This window comes from Leifsonia sp. Y862, assembly GCF_057669585.1.
On record NZ_JBYHFR010000001.1, the window covers coordinates 1,216,986 to 1,231,197 of the forward strand.

Below are 14,212 nucleotides of genomic sequence, written 5' to 3' on the forward strand. Positions count from 1 at the left end.
CTACGCCTCACTTTCGGTGGTGCCAGTTGGGTCGATAACCCCTGGAGCAATGGAACGGATCGCATCGATGACGCGGGCACGGTCTGCCTGGTCGACGATGCGGAAGTAACTGTCGACCGAGGTGGTCGACGGGGTGGGGGAAGACGGTACGGGGGAAGACGGTACGGGGGAAGACCCGGCCAGGCGCCAGCCGAGAACGGTCAGTCCGTCGGTCTCGACGCCACGGTCGATGGCGAAGGTGGCCTTGGCCAGCACCTCAAGCGCCGCGCTCGGCAGGAAGACCGGCTGTTCACCGTTCAGCTCGAGTACGACACCGTCGGTGCGCACCATGAGTACGCCGCGCGCCCGGAAGCCGAGGCCGCGGATGGCCAGGCGTTCAAGCGGCACGTTACGCGGTGTGGTCGCCACGTAGAACACGGGGGCAGCGGTGACAACGGATGCGGCATCCGCTTCGCCGGCTGGAGGAAACTCGTAGCCGGCGGCCAGGGTGGAATCCCTGGCGCTGCGCTTGCGCCAGCTGCGCGCCATGAGCAGCAGGACGCCAAGGAGGACGACAACGACGATGACGGCGGGGACTGTCCTATCCATGGGTTATCACCGGGCTCCGCTCGGCTGCGCCAGCGGCGTCACGTGCGGCGGCGTCACGTGCAGCGGCCTGAACCGTTGCAGCGTCGCGCAGCTGTCCGTCGAGCACCGTCGCATAGCCGTGGTGGAATGTGGCCACGATGCGGCCGGGCAGCGTCATGCTGAGATAGGGCGAGTTCACGCCCTTGCCCGCGAGGTCGTTCTGGCCGAAGACCCGCGAGGCCGACGGGTCGTAGAGCGTGAGCTCTGCGGGGGCGCCGATCTCGATGGGCTGGCCCTGGTCGGTGATACGACCGATTCGTGCGGGCGTGTGCGAGAGCACACGGGCGACATCGGCCCAGCCGAGCAGGCCGTTGGCAACGGTGGAGGCGTGCACGACGGAGAGGGCTGACTCGAGGCCGACCATTCCGTTGGCCGCGGCATCCCACTCGCAGTCCTTGGCTTCGATGGGGTGCGGTGCGTGGTCGGTGGCCACGATGTCGATGGTGCCGTCGGCCAGGCCGGCGCGCAACGCTTCGGTGTCTTCCCTGCGGCGGAGCGGCGGGTTGACCTTGTAGCGGGCGTCGTAGCCGGAGACGAGTTCCTCTGTGAGCAGGAGGTGGTGCGGCGTGACCTCTGCGGTGACGTTGATGCCTCGCGCCTTGGCCCAGCGCACCACGTCGACCGAACCGGCCGTTGAGACGTGGCACACGTGCAGGCGGGAGCCGACGTGCTCGGCCAGCAGCACATCGCGGGCGATGATCGATTCTTCGGCGACGGCCGGCCAGCCGGTCAGGCCCAGCTCCGCGGAGAGAGCGCCCTCGTTCATCTGGGCGCCTTCGGTAAGGCGCGGCTCCTGGGCGTGCTGGGCGACGACGCCGTCGAATGACTTCACGTACTCGAGCGCGCGGCGCATGAGCAGCGGGTCAGACACGCAGAAGCCGTCATCGGAGAAGACCCGAACCTGGGCGCGGCTCGCTGCCATGGCACCGAGTTCGGCGAGCTGCTTGCCTGCAAGCCCGACGGTGACGGCGCCGATGGGCTGTACGCGAACGTAGCCGGCGGACTCCCCCAGGGTGAGGACCTGCTCAACAACGCCGGCTGTGTCCTGCACCGGAGAAGTGTTGGCCATCGCGAAGACGCTGGTGAATCCACCGGCCGCTGCGGCCTGGCTTCCGGTCAGCACCGTCTCGCTCTGCTCAAAGCCCGGCTCCCGCAGGTGCGTGTGCAGGTCAACGAGCCCCGGCAGGGCAATGAGTCCGTCTGCGTCGATGACCTGTGCGCCGGCATCCGACACGCTTCTGCCCATATCGGCAATGCGACCGTCGGCGATGAGGATATCGGCACGCTCGCCGCTGGGCAGCGTTGCGCCCCTGATGACATATCGTTCAGTCGACAATTATGAATCCTCCCGGTCACCGGAGAGCAGCAGGTACAGCGCCGCCATCCGTACAGACACTCCGTTTGTGACCTGTTCTCGCACACTCGATTGGGCCGAGTCGGCCGCGGTCGAAGAAATTTCCAGGCCACGGTTCATGGGCCCTGGGTGCATCACAATGTTATCCGGCCTGAGCCGCGCGAAACGTGCATCGTCGAGTCCCCAGCGCCTGGCGTATTCGCGGCTGTTCGGGAAGAACGCTGCGTGCATCCGCTCGGTCTGAATGCGCAGCATCATGATGACGTCAGGCTGTGCGTCGATGGCGTCGTCCAGATCGAACCTGATCGTGGCCGGCCAGGCCGACGTGTCGGCGGGCACGAGGGTCGGCGGGGCGACGAAGGTGACGGCAGCGCCGAGCGTGTTCAGCAGCCACAGGTTCGAGCGCGCGACGCGCGAGTGCAGGATGTCGCCCACGATCGTCACCGTGACGCCGTCGAGGTCTTTGCCACGTGATGCTGCACCGTGCAGGCGGCGGCGAATGGTGAAGGCGTCGAGCAGAGCCTGTGTCGGGTGCTCGTGGGTGCCGTCTCCAGCGTTGATGATGCCGGCATCGATCCAGCCACTCTCCGCGAGCACGAGTGGTGCGCCAGAGGCATGGTGACGGATGACGACACCATCGGCCCCCATGGCGGCCAGCGTTTGCGCGGTGTCTTTCAGGCTCTCGCCCTTTGAGACGCTTGACCCTTTTGCGCTGAAGTTGATGACATCGGCCGAGAGGCGCTTGGCAGCGGCCTCGAACGAGATGCGGGTGCGGGTGGAATCCTCGAAGAAGAGGTTCACCACGGTCTTCCCGCGCAGGGTGGGGAGTTTCTTCACCTCGCGAGTGGAGACATCCGCCATATCTTCCGCAATGTCGAGCAGGTTGATGGCGGCGTCGCGGGAGAGCTCCTTGGTGGACAGCAGGTGGCGCATCAGAGGGCACCGCCGTCGGTGGCGCTGGTCATGGCGCCTGCAGCGCTCTCGGTGCCGGTACCCGTGTCTTCGATGCTCACGAATTCGTCACCGTCGATCTCGGTGAGATGCACGTTGATGCGTTCTGAGGCCGAACTCGGCAGGTTCTTGCCCACGAAGTCGGCTCGAATGGGCAGCTCGCGGTGCCCGCGATCGACCAAAACGGCCAGGCGAACGACACTCGGTCGGCCGTGGTCACCGAGCGCGTCGAGCGCTGACCTGATCGTGCGCCCTGAGTAGAGAACGTCATCGACCAGCACCACGGTCTTGCCATCGATGCTGCCGGGAATCTGCGTCGGCGACGGCGTGCGGGTGCGGGTGCGGGCGAGGTCATCGCGGTACATCGTGACGTCGAGCGTGCCAACACCGATGGAGGTGGCTGTCGGCTCAATACGACGGATGCTGTCGGCGATGCGCTGCGCGAGCAGGATGCCCCTGGTTGGGATGCCGAGAATGACGAGATTGTCTGGTCCCCGATTGGACTCCAGGATCTCGTGGGAAATCCGAGTCAACGCGCGGGTGATGTCAGCTTGTTGCAGCACGATTCGCGCCATAAAAAACCGACCTCCTTCCCCGTCTCACAGGACGGCTCTTAAAGGATGTCTAAGTACCCCAGAAGCTTAGCAGGGCGAACCCCTACGGTGCGTCCATGTCGATGTCTTCCGGCGCCGTCGCATCCAGCTCATCAGGCAATTCGAGCGGTCGCCTGGCGAAGTACGCCGCCCCCTTCTTCCAGAACAGGATCATCGGAATGATCCCGAGGGCAAGAGCTCCGATACCGATGATCACCACGATGGTGTCAAGTGACGGGATTGAAACGAAGAAGATCCACACCATGAACAGCGCGCCAAGGCCTGGCCACAAGCCGATGAAGATGAAGTTCTTCACCGACGAGAAAATGATCTTGCGATACGCGACGACGACGGCGATGCCGGCTAGCGCATAGTAGAAGGCTATCTGCAGCCCGATCGAGCTGATGGCATTGCTCAGGATCTCGCCGACGCTGCCCAGGAAGTTCGACCCGATGAACAGGACGACAGAGACCCCTGCGACAACGAGTGTGGCAAAGGCCGGCGTGCGCCACTTCGGGTGCGCGTGTCCGAAGGCGGTGGGGATGGTGTGATCCCTGCCCATCGCGAACAGGGTGCGGGTCACCTGGATCAGCGTCGTCTCCAGGGTTGCGATGGTCGACAGCATCACCGCGACGATGAGGATCTTGCCGCCGAGACCCGGCCAGACTGCGTCGCCAAGCACACCAAGCACATTGCCGCTGTTCGCGTCGATCGTTTCGGTTGGCAGGATGACGAGGGTGGCAAGGGTGAAGATCTCGAACAGGATGAAGACGATGGCCACACCGACGATCCCTCCGATTCCCGACGCCTTCCTGCCGTTTTTCGTTTCCTCGTTCAGGTTGGCCGCGACATCCCAACCCCAGTAGTAGAACGCTGCGACGAGCGCGGCAGCCACAAATGCGCCCGTGCCGGTGAAGTTGCCGAAGCCGAACCACTCCCAGGAGAACGACGGTCCGGCGTGCTCCTGGGTCATGGCGTGAATGATCGCTGCGCCGGCGAAGATCACCAGGATGGCAACCTCGACGGTCGACATGATCCACTGCGCCCTGGCGGTGATTCGCACGCCGACGAGCACGCAGGTGGCCATGATGAGGAACCAAATTGCGCCGATCACGGTCACGAGCAACACATTCTCGGTGTTCTCCGGACTGAACAGGGCGACGGTCATCACGCCGGCGGGCAGCGCGCCAGCCACCATGAAGATGGTTGCTGAGACGACAAGGGCCCAGCCGGACAAGAAGCCCAGAATGGGATGGAGCGCACGGCCGACCCACGAGTATGCGGCGCCAGCGTTGACATCCGCCCTGCCCAAATAGGCGAAGGCCCATGCGATCCCCAGCATGGGAATCGCGCACCAGAGGAGTGCGGCCGGGCTGGCGAGGCCGGCCACGGCCACGAGGGTGGCCGTCGTCGCGGCGATAGAGTACGCCGGTGCGCTGCCGGCGACCGCCATGACAATCGATCCTGCGGCCGTGATTCCATCGGCCTGCAGTTCATGAGGAGGTGGATCCTGCTTCTGGTTCGGGCCCTGTGACACATCGAGATCGGACATGACGACTCCTTCGCACCTCGTCGTACGTGCGTTAGTGCCGACGTTAATCCTTCGGAGTGCGCCCGACAACGGGCTCCACCCCTGGCCGATGACAGTGCATAGGCTGTCCCCATGGACGAGCAGCGGACGAAACCCATCGACGAGCAGCGGGCGGAACCCATCGGCACGCGCCTGGTGATCATGCGGCACGCGAAGTCGGCCTGGCCGGATGGCGTGCCAGACCACGAGCGCCCCGTGAACGAGCGCGGGCGACGTGACGCCCCAGACGCCGGGAGGTGGCTGAAAACGCACAACCTTGTTCCCGATGCCATCCTGTGTTCATCGGCCGTCCGCACCAGACAGACCGCAGAGTTGGTCTGCAGCACACTGGGCGAGAATGCGCCGGCCCCCCAGCCAGACGATACCCTGTACGCGGCCTCTGCCCTGCAGCTGCTCCTGGCCATCAATCACGTGCCGGATGCGGTGAACACGCTCATGCTGGTTGCTCACATGCCGGGCGTGCTGGAACTCGCGCTGCACCTGGCGTCACGTGATTCAGACCCGGATGCCTACCAGCAGGCGACCGGGCACTTCCCCACCAGCGCGTTCGCTGTCTTCGAGGTGCAGAAGCCGTGGGCGGAACTCGATGGCCAGGATGCCAGGCTCAGCGCCTTTGTGGTGCCGCGCGGGTAGTCCTCTACACCGCCTAGTTGGCGGCGATGAACTCCGTGAGTGCCGAGGCGTCGTTAACGGCGCCCGTGTAGCTGATGCCGTCGACGAGCACGGTCGGCGTGCCCTTGACGGCTTCGATGTCCGCGCCCTCGATGGGGCCGGAGAGCGCCTTGTCGTTCACGCTCTGCACCCAGCTGATGTAGGTTCCGGCGTTGACGCAATCGGCGACATCCGTTGCCCCGACCTTTTCGGCAAGCAAGATGAGTTCGTCGTCGGTCAGTCCGTCAGAGTTCTCTTTGGGCTGGTCAGCGAACAGGGCAGACAGGTACGGGAGCACGAGCTTCTCGTCTGATGCCGCAACGCAGGTCAGTGCCGCGGCGGCACGGCTGGAGTAGTCGGTGCCGTTCGATGCCCTGTTGAGGAAGTTCATCGGGTGAATACGCTGCGTGATCTCGCCCGAATCCACGAGCTCGGTGAGGTTCGCGCCGTTGGTCTCTTCGAACACACCGCAGATCGGGCACATCAGGTCGATGTACACGTCGACGACCTTCGCGCCGGTACCCACCTGCAGGTACCCGTCGTCGAGGTGCGCGGCACCGACGGTTCCGGTGGCGACGGGCAGGTCTGCACCGGTCACCGCGCTGTTGGGAGCACTGGGTTCCGGTGCACAGGCAGCCAGGCCCAGGGTTACGACGGAGACGAGCGCGATCGCGGCCGCACTCGACCAGATTCGACGGGAGGTGCTGGACGAGTGAGCCATGATCGGTACGCCTTCGTGGTGTTCGTAGTGCTGAGCTAGTGCGTGGTGCTGGTTGTTAGGACGACGGAGCCGTCTGCGCGATGCGGCCGAGCAATCCGTTGATGAACCCGGCAGAGTCGTCGGTCGACAGGGTCTTGGCAGACTCGACGGCTTCATCGATGGCGACCGCGTGCGGCACTGCATCGTTGAAGAGAATCTCCCAGATGCCGATGCGCAGGATCGCGCGGTCGACAACGGGCATACGCGACAGGGTCCAGCCCTGCGAATACGTGGTGATCAGCTCGTCGATCTCCTCGGCGTGGTCTACGACCCCGTCGACGATCTCGCGAGCATAGAGCCAGGACGCGGCACGAGCAGGTTCGCTCGCAGCGCGCTCAGCCTCAATCGCGAGGGACTGCGCAACGGTGATCTGACGCACATCAGCTGCGTACAGGATGTCCAGCGCACGCTTGCGTGCTTTAGTACGGGCGCTCACTAGTTGACGCGGCCGAGGTAGTCACCGGTGCGGGTGTCAACCTTGACCTTGGTTCCGGTCTCGAGGAACAACGGCACCTGGATCTGGTAGCCGGTTTCAACCGTCGCAGGCTTGGTGCCACCCGTTGAGCGGTCGCCCTGCAGGCCGGGCTCCGTGTAGGTGATCTCCAGCACGACGGATGCCGGCAGCTCGACGTAGAGCGGGTTGCCGTCGTTCAGCGCAACGGTGACCATCTGGTTCTCGAGCATGAAGTTGGCTGCGTCGCCGACGACGGCTTCGGGAACCGACAGCTGGTCGTAGTCGGAGACGTCCATGAATACGTACGAGTCACCATCGGCGTACAGGTACTGGTAGTCGCGGCGATCGACATTCTCGGTCTCGATCTTTGCGCCAGCGTTGTACGTGCGGTCAACGGTCTTGCCGCTGACAACGTTCTTCAGCTTGGTGCGGACGAAAGCGCCGCCCTTGCCCGGCTTCACGTGCTGGAACTCGATGACGGTCCAGAGCTGGCCGTCAATCTTCAGTACGACGCCATTTTTGATGTCGGCGGTAGATGCCATGAAAGGGTGATCCATTCGATTGGGAAAGAATATGGTCAGAAACGACCTCAAACGAGTGTAGTTGCCGCACGGCTGGGAGCCAAAGTGGCAACGGCGCGCTGGGCGCCTGACACGGCGACGAATCAGGCGGAAAGCGTGGGGAGCCGCACGACGTAGTCGAGAGCCAGACGGTAGGAGTCGAAACCGAATCCGGCGATGACACCCGTCGCGATCGCGCTGATCACACTGGTGTGCCTGAACGACTCCCTGGCGTGCGGGTTGGAGATGTGCACCTCGATGAGCGGGATACCCGCCTTGGTCACCATGGCCGCGGCATCCCGCAGCGCGTAGCTGTAGTGCGTGAATGCTGCCGGGTTCAGGATGACCGGAACCGTGGCGTCGACGGCCGCGTGCAGCCAGTGGATGAGCTCGCCCTCGTCGTCGGTCTGGCGGAGGTCAATCTCGACGTCATCCGGAGCTTCAGCCGAGAGATAGGTCCGCAGTGAGTCCAGGTCTGCTGACCCGTAGACATCCGGTTCACGGCTGCCGAGACGCCCGAGGTTCGGGCCGTTGAGGACAAGAATTCTGCGCATTGTCCCAGCCTACTGAGTGGCCTGTCGCTGAGGTGCCGTCAGGGGACGGTCAGGAAAGCAGCGTCAAACGAGTTCAGGTCGACGTACACGCCGTTCAGCTGGAATTCCATATGTTGCTGCACGCCGATGCGCATGGTCGTTGGCGTATTCCAGCCGGCGTACCTCATGGGCGGCGGGGCCAGGAAGTCGGCCTGCCAACCATTGATGGTGACGTGGGCCGTGCTGCCGTCCCAGAGCGGTATGTCAGAGAAGTCGTTGACAGACGCCCCCTGCAGCTTCGACCACATTCCAGAACCGGTATAGATAACCGGCCGCACTCCCATGGCCTGCACACCATCGATCATCTCTCGCGTCACGGGCACTCCCCCGGTTTCGGCGTCGAGTGCGAAGAACTGCAGCCGGGAGGCAAACGGTCCTGCGGCCTCAATACCGCCCCGCCAGCAGCGCGGATCACGGGTGTACACAGCCACTTTCAGCCCGGCATCGATGGCCATCTGCAACTGCTCCTCCGCGCGATCCCACGGCAGGCAGGTGCCCCAACGCGTTGAGTGCATCACATAAAGGCGGAAACCAGCCGAATAAGCCTGCTGGAACCAGGCGTCGTCGGCGATCATGTTCGCAGAGTCAAAGGCACGCACCGACTGCCTGGAGGACGGCGAGTCAGGTGCAGCCGCCGACAGATCGGTGTCAGGCATGTTGGTCTCCGTCTCAGTCGGCGTGGGCAGCGCAGGCACCGACGCTGAGAAGAGCACATCGACCCAGTAGTTGGCACTGGCAGACGGGTAGGAAGGAAACCCGGACTGGCCGCCATAGCGATACACGCCGTTGGAGCCATCCACACCGTCCTGCAGCGCCGTCAGGGGCCCGCTCGTGTACGACGCCGTCGAGAAGTAGTTCGGGTCGAGGGAGAAACCGCCTTCCGGCGCGAAATACGAGGCAATGTACGTCGTGTTGGGCCTGATGATAATCGCCGTGTCGAATGCCGCGGATTGCCAGCCGCTTTCGGTCTCGGCCGTGAACGTGACACGCGCCAGGCGTTCGCCAGAGGCACTCCAGAGGCTGCCGGAGTGAATTCCAGTGTTGATGGAACTCTTGTAGAAGCGAATGCCGGTGACCACACCGGCGATCGTCGATTGGAATTTGAGCCCAACCTCCACCGAATCACGGTCACCGGAGTCGATGAACTGTGGAAGCCCGCTCGGCCAGATGCTGATCTGGTCGTCTGCTGTCTGGTCGTCTGCCGTCTGGTCGCCTGCCATCTGGTCGTCTGCCTGCGCAGCGGAAACAGGGGCGGCAACGGCGATGGCTCCCGCCAGCAGCGCGGCCACGAGAGCGCAGAGGACCGTGAACAGCCACGGGCAACCTCCGCGCTGCGCCTGGGCACGTGACATGTCGCCTCCCCCAACGCGCTCCTGGGGGGTCCGGTTGCCGCGTTCGATCGTGGGTATCGCCTTTGACGGTACCCCGGTGTCGCAGGCATCGGTAGGGCGAGGCATCGAGTGGGTGGCGAAATCACTTGGACGGCCAATCACCTGGCGTTACCGCGATCCCAGCGGACGGCGTCAAGACTTCTGTGCCAGCCCGGAAATGACGCCTTCGGCCTCGTTCAGTTCGACGAGCACGGCGTCTCCCCCGGAACGCGCACGCTCATTCATACCCCCGAGGATCAGCCCGTAAACGAAGGTGTCTTCGCCTGCCGCCCTGGCCTCGCGCGCTGCCACCGTCACGCGCTCGGCGAAGAGGAGCCGGTCGCGGTGCGCCCCAAGCGAGGCCACCACCGGTTTCGCGGCGGCCGCAATTGCTCGAAGCCGCTTGCCCGGTCGCCAGCCGCCACCATCGGAGAGCGCCACAATCGAATAGCGCAGTCGCCTGGCGGATTTGCGGGCGTCGTGAAGGGCGATCTCACGGTCGATGTCTGACGCTTGCGCGGCATCCGCTCGCTTCTGCAGTTGCCTGATCTGTTTTCGTACGGACGCCGTGACGACTTTTCTCGCTGGGCGCGACGCGCGATGACGAAGCGGTGGTCGCGCGGCGAAAGCGTCGAGTTCGTCGAGCAGGCCGAGATATCGTTCCCCCAGCATCTCGGTTCGCACGTTGTCCAGGGCGTGCGCGTATGCCTGACGGTCAGCCTCGACGAGGCGTCGCCACGCGGCTGCGTCCGCCACCGGCAGCGCGTCAAGCTCCTGCGCAGCGCGCCCGCGGCGAACCTCGGCGTCACGCGCCTCGCCAAGGGCACGCCCCAACCAGCGCAGTTCGGACCGCAGCCGGTCGACCGGCTCCTGTGCGAACAGTCGACGGTAGCTGGCCAGGACGCTACGAAGCTTCCGGGTGATGCGGCGCATGGTGTGCACCGAGTCATGGCCGCCAACGCGCACGACGGGGTCAGTCTCGTGCAGCGCCACCACCAGCTGTCGCAGGGCCGTCACAACAACGGACGCCGCACTCGTCGACCCCATCTTGTCCAGCCGCTCGTGGTGACCGTGCGCCGGCGCGCTTCGTTCCTGAAGTGAGGTGAATCCGAGGGAGTGCGCCAGCTTCGAGTGGCTCTTCGACGGATGAGCGCCGGCCGCGGTGAGCAGCGCCTCGATGGCGCCAAAGAATGCTTCCTGCCCCGCGGCGCTCTGCGGTGCCCCTGGCAGGAGTTCCACCTCCCACTCCCGCCACGAGCGCGGCCGTCCACGCCGCACGTCCAGCGCAGAGACGGTGTCATCGGCGAATTCGGCGATGGCGATCCCCTGTGCGTCACGCAGCAGGGTCGCTGCGCGTACCGTCTCGATCCGGGCAATCGGCGTGACAGGGCGGTCGCGCACGATCGCTCGAACGGGTTCGAGAACGTCGGGCGGCACCTCGCCGGGGTCGTCCAGATCGAGTGTCAGCGGCCAGTGGGATTCTGCGTTCCCCTCCGGAACGGCCATCTTCAGGTGCCAACCCTCGTCTCCACCGCCCACACGCCTGCGCAGGGCGATGCCGTTGGCGGCCAGGTCGAATGCGTCAGTATCGAAGTAGACAGCCGTCAACGTGACGGGGTCGCCCACATCCACGGCCACGATCCCGTCGATGGCGGTGAAATCAGGAGGCGACGCATGCGGGCTCGGCTCGTACTTTCGCTCGATCTCCGTCTGTTCCGATGCGGCCATGGTTCCCCCAGGGATCACGTGCGAGACAGACCAGGATGCCCACGGTCGTAGCGTCATTAAACCGCTTTCCCCCCATCAGGACCAGATTCGCCTGGGCTGGGTTCGACGGTCACGCGTGACGGTCGCTGGCATGCCCACGCTGGGCTGGAGGGTGTTTACGCGGGCTCAGCGCCCCCAGCCTGCGCTCGATGACCGTGCCAACGGGAATGACAGAGCCAAAGACCAAGAGTTCATCGATCATTGCCTCGATGGAGTGCCGGGTGCAGCAGGAACACCAGCCGAGCGCGTCGAAGCAGGCTCGGAGCGCATCCGTGTACGTCTCACGTGTGAGCCAGTCGACATCGCGAACGACGGCCGTTGTCGTCTGCCGGTGCGAGCTCATCCCCGAGAACGCACGGCCACAGCCGCACGGCCCGTCTGGTTCTCGCTCACTGCGTGGACATGGATCGAGCATCCACACGAATTCACCCTCGACACACCCGTTGAAATCGGTGCGCCTGCTGCCTTGCGTCGCGCCCGTTGCCACTAAGACCTTCATGGTCATGCTCCTTGTTCTCGGCACGAGCGCAGTGAGTTGATGAATGCAACGCTAGGGCCAGCCACCGACATCCGCTGATCGCCGCCCGCAGTCGAATCCCGCAGTCGCAGTCCGCAGACGCAGCCCGCAGGCACCGGGCAGCTCACAGATGCCGGCCCATACACTTGCAGCATGAGATTTGCGGCTGCGACAGTACTACTCGCGGGCGCACTCGCCCTGACCGGCTGCACGGCTGGCGACGGCGACGGCGACACCGCAGCATCCAGCACTGCGGCGCCAGAGACAGCCACCGCTGCACCGACACCGACAGCCACCGTGGTGTCATCGGTGACGGCCATCGTGCCGGCCGAACTCACCGAAGCATCAATCAGTGCAGAGTCGGCCCGCATCGCGGCGGCCGTCCAGGCCCTGATCGATCCCGCACTCGTCGTCAACGTCGACGATCATTCGCAGGTGGTCGACAAGACAGAGGGCGACGGGCGCTACTTCGGAATCCTCCGCACCATCACGCTTGACCCGTCGGTGGACGCCGTTCGCGCCGCAACCGAGATCGTGACGGTCCTCGAGTCATCCGGCTGGATGAACCGCGACGTGGCAACGGAAGACGATCCGTTCCTGGCTGGCCTCGTCAGCAGTACCGACGAGGCCACGGCGTGGTTCATCGCCATTGGCGGGGATACGTCGACAGCCGGCCAGTCCGTCCTGTCGATCCAGCTGGCCAGCCCCGATCTCCCGTAACAGCCAGCCCTCCCGTAACGGCCAGCCCTCGTGTCATCGGCTGCGCCCGTCACAGGCTGTGCCCCGTTGGGGGCTTGTGCCTGCTGGGCGCGTGACGAAAGCTAGCACCATGCCAGAACAGTCATCGGCCAGGGTCGCGGTGTACCTCGACTTCGACAACATTGTGATCTCTCGCTACAACCAGCTGCACGGCCGTAACCAGTTCTCCAAGGACAAGGTGCGCGACCACCTGGCCTCCAGCCCCGACGCCGATGCCGAAATCACCAGGCGGATGCGCCTGGCAACCGTCGACGTCGGTGCAGTGCTCGACTACGCGTCGTCCTTCGGATCCATCGTGATCAGCCGTGCGTACGCCGACTGGTCCGCCGCCGTGAACGCCGGGTATCAGCGGCAGCTCATCGGCAGGGCCGTCGACCTCACCCAGTTGTTTCCCACGGTGACGTCGTTGAAGAATGGCGCCGACATCCGTTTGGCCGTCGATGTGGTTGAAGACGTGTTCCGGCTTCCTGACCTCACCCATGTCGTGATTGTGGCGGGCGACTCCGACTACATTCCGCTGGCGCAACGTTGCAAGCGGCTGGGTCAGTATGTGGTGGGCATCGGCGTCGCGGGGGCGACCAGCACGTCGCTTGCGGCCGCCTGTGATGAGTTCGCAGACTACGACGACCTGCCGGGCGTGACGGATGCCGCCACCATCCTGGCCAAGGCCGCGCCAACGACCGCGCACTCCGGCCGCGACGCTGACACGCGCCCGGACGCGACCCCCGTCACCGAGTCGACCGCACCTGCGACGGGCACGCACAACGCCGCGGCATCCGCGTCGAAGGCGCAGAAAGCGGCAACGGCGCTACTGGTGCGAGCGATGACGCTGCTGGAGAAAAACGACCGCGAGTGGCAGTTTGCCGCCGAGGTGAAGCCGCAGATGCAGCGGATGGACCCCTCTTTCCAGGAGCGCGCCCTCGGTTTCTCCCAGTTCTACGATTTCGTGAAGTCGCGAAGTGACGTCGTCGAGCTCGACGATCAAAGCCCATCCGGTGCAAGGCGGCTGCGCCTGCGGAAGAAGGGTTAGCGGCGCGAAAATCGTGGGTGGCTAGTGCAGCACGCGGTAGGTCACGTGCGTCACGAGGTCACTGCCGGTGGAGGCGATTTGCTCCAGCGTGAGGTCGGTGACGCCGTCGAATAGCCGCTCGCCGGCACCGAGCACCACCGGTGCGATGTGCAGCCGCAGCAGGTCGATCAGCCCAGCAACCAGGAACTGGCGTACCGTCGCCGCACCGCCAGCGATGGATACGTTCCGCTCCCCCGCTGCGGCTCGCGCCTGCGCCAACGCAGACTCGATTCCCTCTGTGACGAAGATGAACGTTGTGCCGCCGTCCATCACCACGGGCTCACGGCGATGATGCGTGAGCACGAAAACCGGCGTGTGATACGGCGGGTCGGCACCCCACCAGCCCGTCCAATCGGTATCCCAGTCGCCGCGGCCCGGGCCGAACATGTTGCGCCCCATGATGAACGCTCCCGCATCGACAATGGCATCCATCGCCATCGCGTTCTGCTCTGGTTGCTCGAACATCCAGCGGTGCAGTCGCTCTCCGCCCTCACCCAACGGCTTCTCACGACTCTGGTTCGGCCCGGCCGAATACCCATCAACGGAGATCGCGCTGTCGCAGGTCACCAGGCTCATCATCGTCTCCTTCTGGCTGT

16 protein-coding genes are annotated in these 14,212 nt (G+C 64.8%); 3 read left to right on the forward strand and 13 right to left on the reverse strand.

What is annotated here, in order from left to right; translation table 11 throughout:
- The 5 genes from AC25Z0_RS05695 to AC25Z0_RS05715 form a co-directional block, all read right to left on the reverse strand.
- On the reverse strand, positions 1–588 hold the full coding sequence (locus tag AC25Z0_RS05695) for a PH-like domain-containing protein (protein WP_488132561.1): 588 nt from the start codon (positions 586–588) through the stop codon (positions 1–3).
- Positions 581–1,963: a dihydroorotase gene (locus AC25Z0_RS05700; protein ID WP_488132562.1), complete on the reverse strand. Its 1,383-nt coding sequence runs from the start codon at positions 1,961–1,963 to the stop codon at positions 581–583. The genes AC25Z0_RS05695 and AC25Z0_RS05700 overlap by 8 nt, the downstream gene beginning before the upstream one ends.
- Positions 1,964–2,914: an aspartate carbamoyltransferase catalytic subunit gene (locus AC25Z0_RS05705; RefSeq protein WP_488119228.1), complete on the reverse strand. Its 951-nt coding sequence runs from the start codon at positions 2,912–2,914 to the stop codon at positions 1,964–1,966.
- Positions 2,914–3,507, reverse strand: a complete 594-nt coding sequence (gene pyrR / locus AC25Z0_RS05710) for a bifunctional pyr operon transcriptional regulator/uracil phosphoribosyltransferase PyrR (protein WP_488132563.1) — start codon at positions 3,505–3,507, stop codon at positions 2,914–2,916. Before pyrR ends, AC25Z0_RS05705 begins: the two co-directional genes overlap by 1 nt.
- Before the next feature lie 82 nt (positions 3,508–3,589).
- Positions 3,590–5,077 (reverse strand): APC family permease, encoded by a 1,488-nt coding sequence (locus AC25Z0_RS05715; RefSeq protein ID WP_488132564.1) that lies wholly within the window; start codon positions 5,075–5,077, stop codon positions 3,590–3,592.
- 111 nt (positions 5,078–5,188) lie between these two features.
- Between AC25Z0_RS05715 and AC25Z0_RS05720 the strand changes: the two genes are divergently transcribed.
- Positions 5,189–5,749 (forward strand): SixA phosphatase family protein, encoded by a 561-nt coding sequence (locus AC25Z0_RS05720; protein WP_488132565.1) that lies wholly within the window; start codon positions 5,189–5,191, stop codon positions 5,747–5,749.
- Between the two features lie 13 nt (positions 5,750–5,762).
- Here AC25Z0_RS05720 and AC25Z0_RS05725 read toward each other — a convergent pair whose 3' ends face one another.
- The 7 genes from AC25Z0_RS05725 to AC25Z0_RS05755 form a co-directional block, all read right to left on the reverse strand.
- A complete protein-coding gene (locus AC25Z0_RS05725; RefSeq protein ID WP_488132566.1) occupies positions 5,763–6,488 on the reverse strand; it encodes a DsbA family protein in 726 nt (241 codons plus the stop codon).
- A 55-nt stretch (positions 6,489–6,543) separates the two neighbouring features.
- Positions 6,544–6,963: a transcription antitermination factor NusB gene (gene nusB, locus AC25Z0_RS05730; RefSeq protein ID WP_488119232.1), complete on the reverse strand. Its 420-nt coding sequence runs from the start codon at positions 6,961–6,963 to the stop codon at positions 6,544–6,546.
- Positions 6,963–7,523, reverse strand: a complete 561-nt coding sequence (efp, locus tag AC25Z0_RS05735; protein ID WP_488119233.1) for an elongation factor P — start codon at positions 7,521–7,523, stop codon at positions 6,963–6,965. The genes nusB and efp overlap by 1 nt, the downstream gene beginning before the upstream one ends.
- A gap of 122 nt (positions 7,524–7,645) precedes the next feature.
- Positions 7,646–8,095 carry a type II 3-dehydroquinate dehydratase gene (aroQ, locus tag AC25Z0_RS05740; RefSeq protein ID WP_488119234.1) on the reverse strand — a complete coding sequence of 150 codons (450 nt, stop codon included), beginning with the start codon at positions 8,093–8,095 and terminating at the stop codon, positions 7,646–7,648.
- Positions 8,096–8,133: 38 nt separating this feature from the next.
- Positions 8,134–9,486 carry a DUF4082 domain-containing protein gene (locus AC25Z0_RS05745; RefSeq protein ID WP_488132567.1) on the reverse strand — a complete coding sequence of 451 codons (1,353 nt, stop codon included), beginning with the start codon at positions 9,484–9,486 and terminating at the stop codon, positions 8,134–8,136.
- A 171-nt stretch (positions 9,487–9,657) separates the two neighbouring features.
- On the reverse strand, positions 9,658–11,289 hold the full coding sequence (locus AC25Z0_RS05750) for a CYTH and CHAD domain-containing protein (protein ID WP_488132568.1): 1,632 nt from the start codon (positions 11,287–11,289) through the stop codon (positions 9,658–9,660).
- A gap of 52 nt (positions 11,290–11,341) precedes the next feature.
- The gene (locus AC25Z0_RS05755) at positions 11,342–11,770 is read right to left on the reverse strand and encodes a DUF7715 family protein (protein ID WP_488119237.1); all 429 of its coding nucleotides are present in this window, start codon (positions 11,768–11,770) and stop codon (positions 11,342–11,344) included.
- A 171-nt stretch (positions 11,771–11,941) separates the two neighbouring features.
- Here AC25Z0_RS05755 and AC25Z0_RS05760 point away from each other — a divergent pair, with 171 nt between their 5' ends.
- Positions 11,942–12,508, forward strand: a complete 567-nt coding sequence (locus AC25Z0_RS05760) for a hypothetical protein (RefSeq protein WP_488119238.1) — start codon at positions 11,942–11,944, stop codon at positions 12,506–12,508.
- 109 nt (positions 12,509–12,617) lie between these two features.
- Positions 12,618–13,577: an NYN domain-containing protein gene (locus AC25Z0_RS05765; RefSeq protein WP_488119239.1), complete on the forward strand. Its 960-nt coding sequence runs from the start codon at positions 12,618–12,620 to the stop codon at positions 13,575–13,577.
- Positions 13,578–13,598: 21 nt separating this feature from the next.
- On the opposite strand, the gene AC25Z0_RS05770 is transcribed toward AC25Z0_RS05765, so the two are convergent.
- The gene (locus tag AC25Z0_RS05770; protein ID WP_488119240.1) at positions 13,599–14,192 is read right to left on the reverse strand and encodes a dihydrofolate reductase family protein; all 594 of its coding nucleotides are present in this window, start codon (positions 14,190–14,192) and stop codon (positions 13,599–13,601) included.
- Between the last annotated feature and the right edge of the window lie 20 nt (positions 14,193–14,212).